The following is a 16,636-nucleotide window of genomic DNA, read 5'->3' on the forward strand; positions in this document are numbered from 1 at the left end:
GTTGGGCTGCCCCATCTCATGCGGCAGCCCAACGTGTTATTAGCGCGGGTGGCTTGCTCGCTCAGCGGTAATTTTGATCACCTCAACCACCACGTCACTGGCTGCTTTTAATGACGTTACCGGCAGATATTCGTATATAGAATGGAAGTTGTGTGCGCCAGTAAAAATGTTCGGGCACGGTAAGCCTTTTTGGGATAACACCGCGCCATCGTAGCCACCGCGCATAGGAATGGCGATCATGTTTATGTTATTTCGCGCGTACGCTTCTTTGGCGATATCAATGGGGAAGCTGGCGTCACCTTCTAAACTGTTGGCCACGTTTTCATAGCGATCTGCCAAGTGGATAGACACCGAAGCGTCGCCCCAAAGTGTCACGCAGTTATTTGTCAGTGTCTGCAAAAACGCCATGCGATCACGATAGCCTTGCTGAGTGAAATCACGAATATCTAGCTTCAACACCGTTTTCGCACTGTTGCCAGACATCTCTTTTACCCAGTAATAGCCTTCACGCCCTTCGGTATATTGCGGTGCTTCTCCAGCTGGCAACATGCTGATGAATTGATGAGCCATTAACAGTGAATTCTTGAGTTTGCCTTTGGCAGACATAGGGTGAGCAGATTGGCCGGTAAAGGTGACAATAGCATCACCCGCATTCCAGTTTTCATGCACGAATTCACCAATACCACAGCAATCTAAGGTGTAGCCGAAATCAGCGCCAAAGGTTTCCACATCAAATGCTTTTGCGCCACGCAAGCCTTGTTCTTCGTCAGGCAAAAAGGCGACTTTCACGTCACCATGCAAGATCTCTGTATTGCTTTGAAGTGTTTGAAGGGCATGCATGATGGCGGCAATCGCGGCTTTGTCGTCAGCGCCTAAAAGACTGGTTCCATCGGTCACTAAAATGTCGTCGCCAACGTAATTATTCAACTCCGGAAAATCTGATTGTTTCAACGCAATGCCGAGATCGGCGTTGAGGCAAATGTCGCCGCCGTGATAGGAAACCACTTGGGCGCGGGTGTCATTTTTTTGTTCAGCGCTGGTATCAAGATGCGCGAAGAAGGAAACCGTCGGAACGTGCTGATTGCCTGTCAAATTTGCCGGTATGTTTGATGGCAGCGTAGCGGTCAAAATGGCGGTATCACGAAGGACAATATCTTTCATGCCCAGCGCGTCAAGTTCATCGGCAAGCAGACGTGCCAAAACCATTTGCCCTTCTGACGAGGGCATAATACCAGCTGCGCCATTTTCTCTGTTCGTGGTGGTGTTAATGCGGGTGTACTGTAGGAAACGGTCAACTATTTTCATGGTTAACTCCGACTTGTGTCTGAAGATCTAGTAGAAATTGGCCGAGCGAATCGTCATGCATTAAAGACGAAGTCGCTCAGCCTAAATGGGGTTGTAGCGAATCCCTGCAGGGCTAAATACGGCGTGCTACACCAACAGTTGTGAGCAAATCAGAACAGTAATTAGGCCGCCAACCATTGGGATAATGGTTCGTTTCGCCAGCTCAATCGGTGACACGTTTGCTACGCCGGCACACGCGATCACAACGCCAGCAACCGGAGAGGCTGAACGCATCAAACCTGCGGCTAGCTGCATAGGTAGGGCGACATGCGCGACGGTCGTGCCCACCTGAGCCGCAACGTCTGGCGCAAGGTTTGAGAAGCTAAAGAAAGAGGCATTGCCTGAACCTGAAAGCATGGTGACAAGTACAATGATTGTTACAAGAACCAATACCATGGCGAGGTAACCCAAACCTAGGTTCGCAGCACTGCCTAATAGCATGTCTATAAAGCCAATAGCAGTGAGACCCACCACGAAAACCTGCGCAGAAATAATCAGGCTGACGACGCTTGAGAATACATTGCCCATGCCTTCCAAGTAGACTTTAAGTGATGCGGCGACTTGTTTGCCATCGCGGGTATAAATGAAATCGCACACCATGGCGACAAATAGCGAGATAAACATCGCAGTGACCACATCCATACGAATAGACGTAATGGCAAATTTACTGAATGTTAATAACAGCATAAGAGGCAAAACAGGAAGAATTGCAAACCATGCTGGCGCTTCACGTTGCTCTTTCGCTTCAAGGTTAAACTCGTGAGTGATGCCTTTTTCAGCATCTTTCTTATCGAAATAGCGCTGACTAAAGAAATGAAGTGCCGCAATCACCAGCATGGCAACCATGGCGACAGGGAATTGATAACTTGCGAAGTAAGTTGCCACATCAATACCTGATACTTCTGCTGCCTTGTTGGCTGCAGAAGATGCTGGGCCCAAGTCCAAACAGCCTGTTGTTGCCACCACAGCCGCTGCCGCAGCAGGGTTACAGCCGACCCCGACCAACACTGGATACATTGCGACCAGCAGCAATAGCGCGAGACCCGTTGCGCTAGGAATAAAGATATTGATTAACTGACCAATGATGTAAGCCAGTGCAAGCACCAAGTATGGATTCTTTATGTAAGACAGTGGCTTAGTTGCAATCTGAACCATGGCATTAGCGGCACCAATGTGGCCCATGTATTTTGAGAAACCACCCACGGCCATTATGATTAAGCCTAGCTTCGCGAGGGTTGACGACGAGATCACCTTAATCACTTCAAAGAAATCAACAACGATTGACCCTGTTGGCGTGCCACCTTTTGGTAGGAAATCGGTTGTGCCATTGAATACGCCCAAGGCAATCATTAGCAGACCAGCGAGAAATAGTACGGCCTGCGTGTTGTACTTTTTAATAATAAAGTACCCAACACCGAAAATTATCGGTAAGGCTAATAACGTAATCATTTAAAACCTCATTTCTTACAGAAAAACGTGAAACTCTTTGGAAAAGAGCGAAATATAAAAATGGAACGAAATTGGGGCGATATTCAGGCGAGAATGTTCACCTGGTTTTATACAATAAAAACAGTCGAATTATTTTAATTTTCAAGGTGAAAAGTTAATGCTATTTTTTTTGGCTAGTGGATTTTATCTGTTGGCACTGGATATAAACACCCGGAATTCTTCAAATAATTCATCCATACGTTTAAAACGATTATTCTTCTCCTGTTGGCAAGAGAGTCCCTTAATAAAGGCTTCTATCAATGCAAATCCCGCCGTGCGGTTATTGAAAAATCCGGTACTGGCGCTTTCAACGACAAACTGAATATCGCAATAAGCCACAATGGGATTGACCGCTTGGTCGGTAACGAAAATGACGCGACCCCCATGTTCGTGAAACCACTTCACAAGCTGAATCGTGGTGTTGGCAAAACGGTGGTAGGAGATCGCCAACAAGGTATCTTCTTCGGTCACATCAACCAATTGATGAGGTAGGGTGGCGATGTCGGCTTTCAACCAAACGACATCCTTACGTAAGTACCGTGCTAACAAATAGAAATAGTTGGCGAGTGCCTCCGATGATGCGCTGCCAATCACGTACAATTTACCCAATGGGTTTTGCATGTAATCAATGGCGACATTGAAATCAGGTTCAGACAGAGTCGAGACGCTTTTAGCCATATTTGACATCACTTCTTCGTAGTGTGATGCCAACAAAGCAGGGCTGGAGTCAGAAGGTTGCGCGCTTTCATAGCGCTCGACAGGCGTTGTTAGGGTGAGCGCAAGTTCATCAGAAACGTGTTTTTTGAATGCTAAATAGCCGCTGTATCCAAGTCGCTGAAGAAAACGCCCCAGCGTGGCTTTACCAATGCCAATTTGCTTACATAACTCGTCGATTTTTGCGAACGGCAGCATGGTGTAGTGCTTCATAAAATACTGCGCAATCCGGACCTCTGCCGGTGTTAGCGTACCCATGTTATTCACTGTGTCGATGAAGGTTTTTCTGTCCATGGGGATTTTTTCCCAAATCCTTAATCTATGGGACATATTTCCACTCGACCTAGGGGAATTCAAGGGAAAGGCCAATTCCCACACAAAAAATGTGATTAATGTGGGTTATTGTTCCAAGACAAGCGCTGATAACCAAGAATCACCCTAAAACATGATTTAAATCTATTAAGTAAGCATGATTTGGCGATATGTCTGACTCGGTCTGTTCTGTTTGGGATTATCTGCTGATTCTGTGAAAGGGTGTATTAAGCGGGTGTATCGAAAGAAAAGATGGCGTTCTAATTCGGTTTTTTTCGCGATTTTGTCATGTTCAATCTCGCCGTCCAGTGAAATAATGCGGCCGCCTTTCTCTTTCCTTTTTTGTTGGTGCTGAATGTTGCCCGAAAGACGTGCTTCTTTGATTTTGTTGTTTGCTACTGTGTTGGCTGCTTGGGGTTGGATCTTCTCGAAAGAAGCGATTCAAGGTATGCCGGCATTTGGTTTTATCGGTTTACGTTTTATTCTGGCATCGTTGTGTATCCTCCCATTTTGTTTTCAGAAACTAAAAGTGGTGGACAGGGGCGATCTAACGCGCGCCGCAGGTGTGGGTAGCGTGCTGGCGTGTGCAATTCTATTTTGGATTTTCGCCATGTCTGTCAGCACGTCGCTGGGGGAAGGGGCGTTTATTATGAGCCTTTCTATGCTGATTGTGCCGCCTGTCGCATGGCTACTATTTAAGCAAGCGCCGCCGCGAATCTTTTGGTTTTCTATGCCCATTGCCGTGGTGGGTTTGGCGTTGCTGTCACTGGGTGGCGTGGGTTGGCAGTTGTCGCCGAGTCAGGTTTGGTTCTTGCTTGCGGCGCTGTTTCTTGCGGTTCACTTTAATCTAAACAATCGCTATGCACAGCGCATTCCGACCTTGGTGCTGACGTGCGTTCAGCTGTTTTCAACGGGTGTGATTGCCACTATTGTTTCATTGCTAACTGAAACATGGCCAGAAACCATTGCCCCTTCAATTTGGGGCTGGTTTGCCTTGAGTGTGCTGGTGGCGACAAGCCTTCGTTACTTGATGCAAACCTTGGGGCAAAAGGGCGCGAGCGCTGCGAATGCTGCCATCATCATGATCCTAGAACCCGTGTGGACGGTGATCCTGAGCGTGGTGTGGTACCACGAATCAATGCCTGCGCATAAAATTGCAGGTTGTTCCCTGATTTTACTCTCGCTGTTGGTTTATCGCGGCACCAAACCGTTGCGGGATTTGCTGCGTAAAAGGCATTAATTGCAAGAGCAAGTAGCAGGCGAGAGCAATCTCGCCTTTTTGAACCGCAGCCAATATCCAAGCATTACGGCAAGAATCTCTTCCGTGTTCCATAAAGGAAATAGTCCGTTTGGGACGTGGTTACTTTGAAAATCGATAGCGACTGGTGCTTCGAAGCGAGGGGCGGGCGGTATAAGACCAGGCGACTATCCCCGCCGATCATGACGGACAGACCTTATGCAGTTAGAGTACGTTGGTTACATAGCTTTCTTGTGGTCCATGACAAAAATCAGTACGCCTACCCGAGGGGTAGGCGTATAACTATAAGGCGAAACCGGTTTGCTTCAGCGTAAGTTGATTTCAGGCGACGTGCTGATGTCAGCCCACCACATTACGCGATTTTGAATCGACTGATCAATTGGTTCAAATCTTCCACTTTGCCTTCCAAAGCCAAAATGCTCGACGCACTTTGTTTTGCTTGAGAAAGAGACTGAGTAGAAATGTCGCTGATTGACGTAATGTCAGAGGCGATTTCACGCGTTACGGCGGTTTGCTCTTCTGCCGCAGTGGCGATTGAGCTGATCATGCTCTGTACTCTGGCTGCACCTGACACAATGTCATCCAGTGCTTTCACCGCACCATCACTTTGAGAGACGCCTAATTCCACCAACTGATGGTTCTCTTGGGTACGAGATACCGCGTCTTGCGTTCCTGCTTGAATAGCCTGAACAATCTGCGCCACTTCATGCGTGGCTTTTGAGGTGCGCTCCGCCAGTGCACGAACTTCGTCAGCAACGACGGCAAAGCCTCGACCAAATTCACCAGCACGCGCTGCTTCAATCGCTGCATTAAGCGCCAGAAGATTCGTCTGCTCTGCGATGCTGCTGATCACCTTGATAACATGACCAATCTCTTCGCTATGCGAGCCTAATTGATGCATGGTGTTTGACATATCTTGCATCTGAATCGACACCTGCTGAATGCTGCCAACCATATCATTGATTACCTGACGGCCGTCAACGGCATGCAATTCGGATTTCTTTGCTTCATCAAATGTTAATGTACCTTGGTGAGCAACTTCAGAAATGGTGAGACTGAGTTCTTCGGCAGCGGTTGCAATCATCGCGGCTTTATCTGACTGACTTGACGCTCCAGATACCACGTTGTCGCCCAATGACGACAATTCAGCAGCCGATTGACGAACGTCATTAGACACACTTGATATCGCGCTAATGAGTTCTATCAGTGATTGTTGCATGGTATTGATGGATACCGCGAGGCTCGACAATTCGTCCCCCGTATTGTCTTCGATAGCATTGCTAGACAGCTCACCTTTTGCGATGCGATTAGCCGTTTCATCCAGTAAAGTCAGGCGGTTGGTAATAGAAGACGACAGCAAGTATGCAATCACACAAGAAAGTAAAATTGCGACACCCGAGATTGCGGCGTTCATGGTTTTGATGTCGTCAAAATTCTTCATCAATGAATCAAAGGATGCGTCCATTTGCGCACTTTCGATCGCTGCGCTTTTATCTAGAATATCCTCAATAGGCTGAAGATGTTCTTCATAGAGGTTATGAAGGGCGGGTATCAAGATTTCAATGTTGGGATTGTCAGTCAACTGAGACGCAATTTCGCGCTCAAATGCGCTTTGGAATGCGTGCATTTTCTCGCTAACACGCTCTAGTGTTTGGTAGTCCGAGCTGCCGCGATCCTCTGATTGCATAGCGCGGGACGCAATGTTTTGAAACTCGTTACCGTTACTCTCTAGAGACTCTTTCGCGCCTTGCACACCAGTGACAACGCCAATGCTATCTCTGTAAACGTCGCCAGCCTCATCGATCAATATGAGATAAGACAAAACCTCTGGGACATCATCGGTTCGGATTTCGGTCACTTCGTTCTTTAAACTGGTCACTTCAAACCAAACCAATAGAACCATGGCGACCATGAGGGCCACAATGCCTCCAAACCCCAAATACAACTTCTGTCGGACTGACAATTTCACAGGCATATGTTTTCCCTAATGCATTGAATAATAAACCGTACATCGTATCGGCTGGAATACCTGATAATTGAGTGATTTTTTTTGATTTTTTTAAATAGGTTGTGTGAAATTCTGCAATGGTTGCAAACAGCATTGAAAGATCATTTCCCGCAGCCAAAATAGTAGGCACCGGTGTGAGGCGGAGGAAATGTTATACCCACGCACCTTGAGGCTGTTTGGGTATTCAAACAGTAGAGCAGATTTCGTCAAGTTTGGTATATCTCGCTATAAGGGGATGAGAGATGCGATAAATCTCCGTGGCTATTTTGAATACGGTTTAACGAGTTTGAATTTGAATATTGGACAAGCGTGCCCGCTCGTTAAGCGTGCGGGCACGTTGGTTTGTGTTATGCGATGATTTCACAGCCTGTGACGAAATCAATGTAGTCACTCTTGAACTGACCACAGAAGTTTTGTAACTGAATCTCTGTGCCATCCGCAAAGTTCAGTGTCACGGTGTGTGACGTTTGCGTGATGTTGATTTGGCTTAGTGACGCCGCCAATGACGTGTCGATTTGGAGAGTGTCATGCCAGCCATTGAAGTCGGTGATAATGTCTTTGCCATCGCCTTGGCAGAAGTAGAAAACATCGTCGCCACAGTTGCCTTTAAGAATGTCATCACCTGCGCCACCAACGATATAATCGTTACCCCAGCCGCCATCGATGTTGTCGTTGCCACACCCGCCATCGAGATCGTCCTCACCACAACCGCCATCCAACTTGTCGTCCCCGCAATTGCCAAACAGTGCGTCGTTTTCACCATGGCCCCAAAGTTCATCGTTGCCTGCGCCACCGATAAGCTTATCGTTGCCCGCTTCACCAAACAGCTTGTCATTACCATCGCCGCCTAAAAGCAAGTCTTGACCCCAACCTCCCCACAGTGAATCGCTGTGATTGCCGCCACTTAGCAAGTCGTTGTCACTACCGCCGAACAACTCATCGCAACCGTCGCCGCCGTAAAGCTCGTCAGCACCGTAATAACCCACCAGTTTATCGTCACCAGCGTTACCTTCTAATACATCGTTGCCACAGCCGCCATCGACGTAATCATCGCCTTCGCCGCCAGACATTTGGTCGTAACCATCTCCGCCCCACATTGTGTCATTTCCTTCACCGCCGAGCATGGTGTCATTGCCCCAATGCCCATCCATGTGGTCGCTGCCTTCGCCACCATACATGGTGTCGTCACCGTGCCAGCCAACGAGCTTGTCATCACCACAACCACCAGAGAGGTAATCATTACCATCGCCGCCGTCGACATAATCGTTACCGTCGCCACCTTCAAGTTGATCATGACCTTGGCCACCCCAAAGATGATCGTTTCCAGAGCCGCCTGAAAGATAGTCGTTTCCTTGTTCGCCTTTTAGGGTGTCGTTACCATTACCGCCGTACAATTGGTCATTGTCGTGGCCGCCGTAAAGCGTGTCACATCCCCAGCCGCCATAAATGGTGTCACACCCAAAGCCACCATAAAGCTTATCGTTACCGTACCCACCATCAACCCAATCTTCGCCGTAACCCCCTTTGATATAGTCATGGTCGAAACTGCCGATGATTTTGTCATCACCATTTCCGCCATCAATTAGACACTCATTCCCGTACGCTTCTATGTAGTCATTGCCGTCTTTTCCGTATATCCAACCAACGTGATGGCTGCTGATGATGGTGTCGCCCAATGACGTTCCTGTAATTGTTGTCATTATCTTTTCCTTATAAAGGGTGTCTTGATGTTGTAGTGATGCTCAATGAGCCATCAGGACTATAGCGGCGTAAATCATTGATTCAGTGTTTCGGATTCAAGAATGATCTCATTGAAATACATCGAGTTTTTAAATTCTCAGCAATAAAATAGCAGGTGTTATGGATGGGTTTTGTTATCTAAAGATTCAGTCAAAATTTGCCGATGTAAGCCGTACGTTTAACGATAGCAAAAGACAAGTGGTTGGCATATTTAGAGTGCCTAAGAACATTGACATAGCAAAGCAAAGCTATGGTCACCTGCGATAAGGTGACCATGAATAAAAAGGAAGTGTTTGTTTGCAAAGGAGATGGCGACGAATCGGTATTAGAACTTACCACCATTGACCCATTCATGTTTTGGCGGTACGACTTCTTCATTGATCCATAGCTCGACAATTTTTCCGCTTTCCAATCGGAAGATGTCGAAACGCGCGGTTTCGATACCGCCTTTTATGACTCGGCTGTAGGTCACCACAACGTTGCCTTGCCCGATCAGTTTAAAGACTTGATCGTAACTGCCAATGCACTGTTCAAGTGATGCGACATCTGAGCCCTGGTGAGTCACTAAAGAAGCGGTGTCGACGAAGGCGTTCAGCTTGTCAGCCTGTCCCAATACCATGACGTCGCACATGAATTCGCGAACACGCGTTTTGTTGGCTTCTGTGGCGTCTTCATCTTCAATACCAATGTGACCATTGAGCTGATTAACATCGTCGGATTCGTTACCTTCATAGGCGGATATGACATCCCAATGCTCGATGATTTTGTCGTTGCTGTCGGTATCGAAAAGGTCCGTTGTTACCCACTTTGCTTCACCGTTATTGATGTCTTGGAACACCTGAGCAAAAACATATTGTCCGTCGACGACAGAGCGGATAACACGAATGTCTCTGACAGGGCAACGTAGAAGGAAAGATTCAAAAAATTCAACGAAACCTTCAATGCCATTTTTGACCCCCGTGCTGTGCTGAATGTAACGGTCGCCGGTGTATTGAGTGACGGCTTGGCGAGCATTGCCATCACGAATGCCTTCCATGTACAAATTTATCGCGTTTTGCAGTTTTTGGTTCATGTTGTATTCCTTCTTTGGAGCTACGCGCAACCAAAGGCGAAGCGCCGAGGTTATGGGGAGAACGAGAACAGTCAAATAGAGGGATTTGACTCTATCATTTGTGGCAACGCATTCGTTCTCAAATGATAGACGAGACATGAAGCAAATCGGTGGGGGCAGGAGGCGACCGGACCCTATGAGTCACCGCGCTCCTGTACGAATGGTGGTCAGCTCCAGCGGTCTTGGCGTTTAACTTCATCGCTGAAGTTCGAGGAGAAGGCTTTCATTTTTCCTTTGAGTAGCCTTTTTCTGCCATCCGGTGTGCGGGTATATATCAGTTCTGACAGGCTGACGTTCTTGCACCAAGATTTGTAGAAAATCATCGCGGTGTCTTTCTTGGCACCAAACCTAAGCGGAACCGCATGATAATCATCTCGCGTCATTCCGAGGAATTTCCCTTCTCGAATTACCAAATATCTTGGGTTATCAATCGGTGCGAGAATTTCGTGTAGGTAGTCTGCAAACAGGGAAGATTCATAGAAGGTGCAACCTGACAGCGACAAGAAGAAAGCGCCATCATGGGTTTTTATGACGTTGACTTTCATTTGCCGAATCGATGTTTCGACAAAGCCAGCCTGACAAAGTGCTTCGGCTAGCGCAACGCCAATTTGCTTTAGCGCACCGTCAACAGGCAAGTAACGGAGTACGACTTTAAGCGTAAAAATTGTTTTCGGCAGCTTGTAAATCATAGTACCAGCGATAACCAAGGCCAAAACCGGCAGTATCATTGAGGGGGAATGTTTCAAGGTGCTCATCGCAGCCAGTATCCCGCTAGTGATTGCACCAGCGAGTTGAATCGCCAAATAGCCGAAAGATCGCTTGAGTAGATAGCCACGAATGGCAGGCAGCTTGTTGGTTTTGACTGATGGAACCACTCGGGCGGTTTCTTCCAAAGAAAGCGCCTGATGCCAGCGCGTCGCAACAATCCCTATTTTGTGAAAACGACGCGTCATTTGGCGGTTATTGGCGGTAATCGGCGAAGCCATTTCGACATTCATAGGCGAATCAATGGCTGTTGCTTTCATGCGGTCAAAACCGCTTTCAATGGTCAGCGCTTTTTCGGAGAGTCCGACAAAGGTTTCAAAGCGTTGTTTGAGGCTGTAAAAATCGGACCAGCCAGCAAAAGATTTGGCATTGATGGCAGCCAAATGCCATATAGCGCTAATTTTGTCTTTGTTGGCGGGGTCAATGCGAATGGCGCGTCCACGCATTTGGTTGGTGAGTATGAATGAGCCCACTGAGCTTGCGAGGATCAGTGAATTTATGGCGGGGGCATCCCAACCTTCACCAAGCAGTGATCGTGTGCCAATCAGCACTTTGATGTCACCATTCATCAACAAGGCAGTAAAAGCCCCCGTTAATTGATTGAGTGGCGCAGAGACTTTTTGGTATTGCTGTTGGCTTCCCATTGGTTCAGTCTTGACGTTTTTGCTACTGATATGGGTGAGCAAAGCGGGTAGCAAGGCCGTTGGAATAATACTTAAACGGCCTGTTAATAGTGCAATTTGACCAGATACGGGAGATGACGTGGTGATGGCTTTGAATATTGGCCATGCCCCTAGGTTGACTTCGCCGGTGTCCATTCCTGATGCAAGGGCTTCGTCTCGGATGTAATCCGTTAAAATCACTTGGCGAAGGTCATTGCCGCGTTGTTTGAGCTCGAGCTGGTGGATCTCGCAACAACCTTCAATTTTTGAGGCGCTTAATGACAGAGATCGTTCAATTCGTCTTGAACGCTCTAACGAAAGTTCACGTTTGTTGAGCAACTCAGAGGTATTCAGTTGTTTCTTTAACTGCTCAACAAACTGTAGGCGTTCGTTTTCGTGCTGGTAGGTTTTTGAAAATAGCAGCGCCGCAATCAACACTTGCCAATTATGCCTCCCTAGTTCGGGAATGTCGTCATGCCTGAGGTCGAGCAACTGCATGAGTTTTTGATTATCAGGACGTTGTTTTGCTTTCATAAAGCTGAGGATCGCAATGGCGATCTCAGGCTCTTTGATCAACGCTTGTTCAATGTCGTCTTGGTGTAACCAAGGATGAGATAAAACCGCGCTTTCAAAAGCCTCACTCGCAATCAATGTATGGCAGAGTGTGGATACACGCTGGTCATATTCCTCAACTTGCTGCTGTTCTGATGACGTGGCATTACACGCCCACAGGTAATCTTGATGCGCGCATAACGTGCCCGCTTTGACGAGTTCGGGGACGGAAATTTCTTCATCAATTGGGCCGCAAAGCTTCTCATATCTCGCCCATTCATGGCCTTGCGAATCGTAAGGCGGGGTGGCGGTGAGTGACACCAATGTGATGTTGGGGAAATGTTCGCAGACTTTTTCTAATGCTCGCCACCATTCGTTTCTTAAATGGTGGGCTTCATCAAGGATAAGCAGTTCAATGTTGTGTTGCTCAAGCAGTTGAATGAAGCTGTTTAGTTCATCGTCTTTCAATCCGTTGTCATTTTCTAGTTGCTCGGCTTCGTCGTTCTCTTCGCCATTTAACGCATCTGCTCCCAGCGCGTCAGCAATGTTGACATGTAGCGCTTGATAGGTGATGGATGTAAGGGTTTTCGGATGGTGAATCGATCGACTCACCCAATCGAGGGATTGCGCATCATCAGTGGCGCAAAAATCTTTAAGTCTGTCTATCCATTGATCGCGAATGATGCGTGTTGGTGAAAGCACCAATGTTGGTTTTCTGAGGATGCGAAACACTTCGAGACCGAGCGTCGTTTTTCCTGCACCGGGAGCGGCGACGATATGCAGACGTTTGTCACTAAGGTGTTCATGTACCGCGTTAAGTACGCGGTGTTGATAGGGACGCCACGGATAGCAAAACGTCATGGTATCAAATGGCATGTATCATCCTTTTTTCTGCATCCTATCCTTCGCAAAGCGATGCTTTAGTAAAAGCCTCGTTTTCGTGAGTACCACGTTTTGATCTGTCGCATTCAGCCGAATGAGCTCAAAGCAGTGCGTGAAATGTTACCTGAATGCCGTTGATTTCTCAGCTTTCATCCTCTCAAAAGCTGCGTTCACTCTCTGGTAACTTGCACTGCCGCACAGTTAAGATCTGCCAGACAAAGAAAAGGCGACCGTGATATCGGCCGCCTTTGCGTGTTGGGAAAACATAAACCGTTGCGTTATCGCGCCGGTATTACATCTCCAGCTTGATATTTCTCACTCGGTAAATCACACCCGCTTGGGAAGCATCCCATTCCGCGAGTGTGGCGAAGGGTTTGTTCACTTTGGTGATGTCTAACGCGCCCGTATTGAGTTCCGACACTGGCACAGAGACTTGATGCCATTGACCTGTTGCTAGGTTGCCAATGGGGTAATCGTTACCCGAACCCGTAGGGGATTCCATTTTCACCACGACGGCGTCACTTTGTGTTTCACCGGGGCTCGCTGGCGAACCGTAACTTTCGATATAAATCTCGAAGGTCAGGTTGCCAGACGTGAAGTTAATCAAGTTCTGCGTTTTCCCCTGTACTAAGGCAACGCCTTTGAAAAACTCTGGGCTGGCAGCGTCATAAGTCACAGTGAATTCATGGGTGTCATCAGACGGGTCATTCCCCGTGAGAACAAGGTGATCTTCAATGTTGGCCCATGTATCTGTTCTGGCTTGCCATGTTACAAGGTTCGGCTCCCAGATCTCCCACACATCAACGGTGTCGCCTTGCAATGGTGGCAGTGTCGGCGCTTTAAGTGCATCGCAACTGATGGCATCGTCGGCAGGGTCCACACTGTGCGGCACATAGCGGATCTCACCGAGGTTAAATTCCACGGCTTCATCGGCGTAGATCAGGAATGACGTATTCAGAATAGAGAATGCCATGCCTTCGTCGGCGAAACACTGAAGCGGAATTTTGATTGTGGTCCACTGAGTTTCATCTTGCGCTGTTGGCGCAGGAAGCACTTTGTTGATTGCCACTTGCCCTAAACATGGCCATTCACAATGCGTTGCGAGCACCATGCTTTGCGGCGCTTGTGATTTCATGTCGATATCAAACTGCAAGGTCGCATCAGCATTGAGGTAACTTTGCTTATCGACAACCTGTTGCAGCGGTGTTTGCATATACACCTGCGCAGGCGCTTCACCCGTGAATTTCACATTGATCGCATCTTGTTGATGCAGATGATCAATCGGTGTTGTAGTGATCGAACCAATGCTGGTGGGTGTGCCATTGGAGATCGTGACACCGACCCAACCGTTTGACGAACCGGCAATGCGCGGCACAAATTCATCGGACGCGGAACGACCGTAAATTTCGAGGTTAGTGGTTGCCATACCGTCGTCTGGTGCATCAAGGCCACAGCCATATTCACGCGGGTCGAGCGGCAAGTTGTCGAGATCAGTCTTGAGTTTACTGCTCTTTTTCTTGTTGTAGGACAGGCCATAACCGTAAGCGAACAAGGGCGCATGTTCGCCTTCAATGTCTTGCTCCATCTCTGGTGTTTCATAATTCATCAGATTGGGCGCTTTACGGTTGATGGTGGTTGCGCATTTTGTATTCGGCCAGGAGAAAGAGAGACGACCGCGAAAATCCGATTTGTCTTCGCCAAATAACACATCTGTAATGCCGCCAGCTTCCGTACCCGGTAGCCAAGCGGCGACGAAGGCATCAGAGTGGTTGATCTCTTCGTTCACATATAAAGGGCGACCAGAATAGAACACGGAAACCACTTTGAAGCCTTTTTCTTTTAGCGATTTGATCAAACGAAGATCAGCGCCATAAGACGATTTCAAGGTGGCGTATTCGAGTGTTTTGGTGGGGTTGATGTCTCCAAACATTTCGGCATACGGGTCTTCACCCATAACCACCACGGCAATCGCGTTTTCAGGTGCGGCATTCGCGTCGGTATACACATTTTCCTGACCCACTTGTTGCTGCATCGCCATTAGCATGGTCGTTGCACCAGGGAAGTCATCTTCGAGGGTGTTTTCTGTGCCTTGCCACGTCAGTGACCAGCCGCCAGTTTGTTTCTGAATGTTGTGCGCGGCACTGCCCACCACCAAGTAAGGCTGGTTATCAGACAGTGGCAGAATCTTGCTGTTGTTTTTCAGTAATACCAAAGATTGGCTGACGGCTTTGCGCGCCAATTCGCGGTGCGCATCAGAGCCAAGAACATCTTGTTTACCTGCAAGACGACGAAGTGATGGCTGTGGTTTTTCCCACAAGTTAGCACGCATTTTGACGCGAAGAATACGGGTGACCGCATCGTCGATACGAGACATAGGAATGGTGCCATCGTTAACTTGTGCAATCACATTGCGGTAAAACGCTTGCCAGTCTTTGCGGGCGGTAACCATAAAAATGTCATTGCCCGCGAGAACAGCTTGTGGGCAGTTGCCGGCAGTACAGCCGTTGATTTCGCTGTGGCCGTTCCAGTCTGTCACCACTAAGCCATCAAAGCCCATTTTGTCTTTCAGGACGTCATTAACAATGTACTTACTGCCATGAAGCTTCTTGTTGTAGTTATCTGTACCCATCACGTCGTAGTTGGCATCATCGTTCCATGAGTTGAACGACGTCATCACCACTTGTGCGCCTGCATCAAGGCCTGAAAAGTAACCCGTTGCGTGAATATTTCGCAGGTATTCTTCGGTGTATTGGTTCTTGCCTCGGTCAACACCGTTGCTGGTGCCGCCATCGCCCAGCCAGTGCTTCACGTTAGAAATAACATGTGTTTCGCTTTTCAGGCCACTTGCGCCACCTTGTAAGCCTTCCACCATTTTTCCTGCGTACTGATAGATAATTTCAGGATCTTCAGAATAGCCTTCATACACACGTCCCCAGCGGTAATCTCGAGGGGCGGCAACGGTCGGGGCGAATGTCCAATCAAGACCTGTTGCGGCCACTTCTTGCGCTGTGGCTTGGCCAATTTGCTTAATAAGTTTGGGGTTGTTCGCTGCGCCAAGACCGATGTTATGGGGGAAAACAGTGGCTCTGAAGACGTTGTTATGACCGTGGACCGCATCGGTTGCCCACATAAATGGAATACGAAATCCGCGATCGGCATAGGCATCTTCGAGGGCGAGGTAATATTTGTCGGCTTCGTCTGCCCAGTCTTGTGCTGTGGCGTATTTGTTGCCATTAGGCCATGCGCCGCCGCCATTAAGAATCGAACCAATCTTGTATTCTTTAGCTTCCGAAGGCGTCACGCTGCGAAGGTCAGGCTGGATCATTTGGCCAACTTTTTCTTCTAGCGTCATTTGCGCAAGAATTTCCGAGACACGGCTTTCAATTTCCGGGTCTTTGGGAATCGCACTATTTATTTGTGGCCAGTCTGGGAAGTAAGGCACTTTTGATTCTAAAAAGCAGCCAGACAGAATGGCCAATGAAGTCATTCCTGACACGATGATTTTTCCTTTGAGCATATTGCCCCTCCGAGGGTTCTCATTTGTCTTTCGACTGTGTACTCAATACTCAAGCAGATAGGAAAGCGCTTTCTTATCTGGCTGAATATATCCCTCGAGTACGTCGTTTGTTCTGCAGTGCGTGTCAATGCGATGCGCCAGAACTCTGGACAAATGGTAGGGCAAATTCATACATTAAACAGAGTGAAAGTGCGAAACATCTTAGCGTATTTGCTCCGCGAAACACTTTCTCAATAAGGGGAATTCCAGTGTTAAGTAATGCATAAGAAATGAATAAGAAATG

General features: G+C 47.9%; 10 protein-coding genes. 1 reads left to right on the plus strand and 9 read right to left on the minus strand.

Going from position 1 to position 16,636, the window contains the following annotated elements:
- Positions 1-39: 39 nt before the first annotated feature.
- The 3 genes from pepT to AB8599_RS05700 all read right to left on the minus strand — a co-directional run bounded on the left by pepT (position 40) and on the right by AB8599_RS05700 (position 3,840).
- Entirely contained in the window at positions 40-1,305 is a 1,266-nt protein-coding gene (gene pepT, locus AB8599_RS05690; protein WP_407332788.1) for a peptidase T, read from the minus strand.
- 126 nt (positions 1,306-1,431) lie between these two features.
- Positions 1,432-2,793 (minus strand): C4-dicarboxylate transporter DcuC, encoded by a 1,362-nt coding sequence (dcuC, locus tag AB8599_RS05695; RefSeq protein WP_407332789.1) that lies wholly within the window; start codon positions 2,791-2,793, stop codon positions 1,432-1,434.
- A gap of 183 nt (positions 2,794-2,976) precedes the next feature.
- Positions 2,977-3,840: a MurR/RpiR family transcriptional regulator gene (locus AB8599_RS05700; RefSeq protein ID WP_407332790.1), complete on the minus strand. Its 864-nt coding sequence runs from the start codon at positions 3,838-3,840 to the stop codon at positions 2,977-2,979.
- 373 nt (positions 3,841-4,213) lie between these two features.
- Between AB8599_RS05700 and AB8599_RS05705 the strand changes: the two genes are divergently transcribed.
- Positions 4,214-5,098 carry a DMT family transporter gene (locus AB8599_RS05705; RefSeq protein WP_407332791.1) on the plus strand — a complete coding sequence of 295 codons (885 nt, stop codon included), beginning with the start codon at positions 4,214-4,216 and terminating at the stop codon, positions 5,096-5,098.
- Positions 5,099-5,468: 370 nt separating this feature from the next.
- Here the strand turns inward: AB8599_RS05705 and AB8599_RS05710 are convergent, their stop codons facing one another.
- From AB8599_RS05710 to AB8599_RS05735, 6 genes are all read right to left on the minus strand, one after another.
- Entirely contained in the window at positions 5,469-7,085 is a 1,617-nt protein-coding gene (locus tag AB8599_RS05710; protein WP_407332792.1) for a methyl-accepting chemotaxis protein, read from the minus strand.
- Positions 6,997-7,218, minus strand: coding sequence for a hypothetical protein (locus AB8599_RS05715; protein WP_407333247.1), 222 nt, complete (start codon positions 7,216-7,218; stop codon positions 6,997-6,999). The genes AB8599_RS05710 and AB8599_RS05715 overlap by 89 nt, the downstream gene beginning before the upstream one ends.
- A gap of 253 nt (positions 7,219-7,471) precedes the next feature.
- Positions 7,472-8,824: a calcium-binding protein gene (locus AB8599_RS05720; RefSeq protein WP_407332793.1), complete on the minus strand. Its 1,353-nt coding sequence runs from the start codon at positions 8,822-8,824 to the stop codon at positions 7,472-7,474.
- Positions 8,825-9,189: 365 nt separating this feature from the next.
- Positions 9,190-9,936 carry a hypothetical protein gene (locus tag AB8599_RS05725; RefSeq protein WP_407332794.1) on the minus strand — a complete coding sequence of 249 codons (747 nt, stop codon included), beginning with the start codon at positions 9,934-9,936 and terminating at the stop codon, positions 9,190-9,192.
- A gap of 206 nt (positions 9,937-10,142) precedes the next feature.
- Entirely contained in the window at positions 10,143-12,830 is a 2,688-nt protein-coding gene (locus tag AB8599_RS05730; RefSeq protein WP_407332795.1) for a DEAD/DEAH box helicase family protein, read from the minus strand.
- Positions 12,831-13,128: 298 nt separating this feature from the next.
- Positions 13,129-16,353 carry a glycoside hydrolase family 3 N-terminal domain-containing protein gene (locus tag AB8599_RS05735; RefSeq protein WP_407332796.1) on the minus strand — a complete coding sequence of 1,075 codons (3,225 nt, stop codon included), beginning with the start codon at positions 16,351-16,353 and terminating at the stop codon, positions 13,129-13,131.
- Between the last annotated feature and the right edge of the window lie 283 nt (positions 16,354-16,636).

Origin of the sequence: Enterovibrio litoreus (assembly GCF_045679545.1) — a bacterium.
GTDB lineage: Bacteria > Pseudomonadota > Gammaproteobacteria > Enterobacterales > Vibrionaceae > Enterovibrio.

Coding starts and splice junctions, on each gene's coding strand:
- AB8599_RS05720 (WP_407332793.1), bottom strand. CDS start 8,824: ATGACAACAATTACAGGAACGTCATTGGGCGACACCATCATCAGCAGC.
- AB8599_RS05705 (WP_407332791.1), top strand. CDS start 4,214: ATGTTGCCCGAAAGACGTGCTTCTTTGATTTTGTTGTTTGCTACTGTG.
- AB8599_RS05715 (WP_407333247.1), bottom strand. CDS start 7,218: ATGCTGTTTGCAACCATTGCAGAATTTCACACAACCTATTTAAAAAAA.
- AB8599_RS05725 (WP_407332794.1), bottom strand. CDS start 9,936: ATGAACCAAAAACTGCAAAACGCGATAAATTTGTACATGGAAGGCATT.
- AB8599_RS05735 (WP_407332796.1), bottom strand. CDS start 16,353: ATGCTCAAAGGAAAAATCATCGTGTCAGGAATGACTTCATTGGCCATT.
- dcuC (WP_407332789.1), bottom strand. CDS start 2,793: ATGATTACGTTATTAGCCTTACCGATAATTTTCGGTGTTGGGTACTTT.
- AB8599_RS05700 (WP_407332790.1), bottom strand. CDS start 3,840: ATGGACAGAAAAACCTTCATCGACACAGTGAATAACATGGGTACGCTA.
- AB8599_RS05730 (WP_407332795.1), bottom strand. CDS start 12,830: ATGCCATTTGATACCATGACGTTTTGCTATCCGTGGCGTCCCTATCAA.
- pepT (WP_407332788.1), bottom strand. CDS start 1,305: ATGAAAATAGTTGACCGTTTCCTACAGTACACCCGCATTAACACCACC.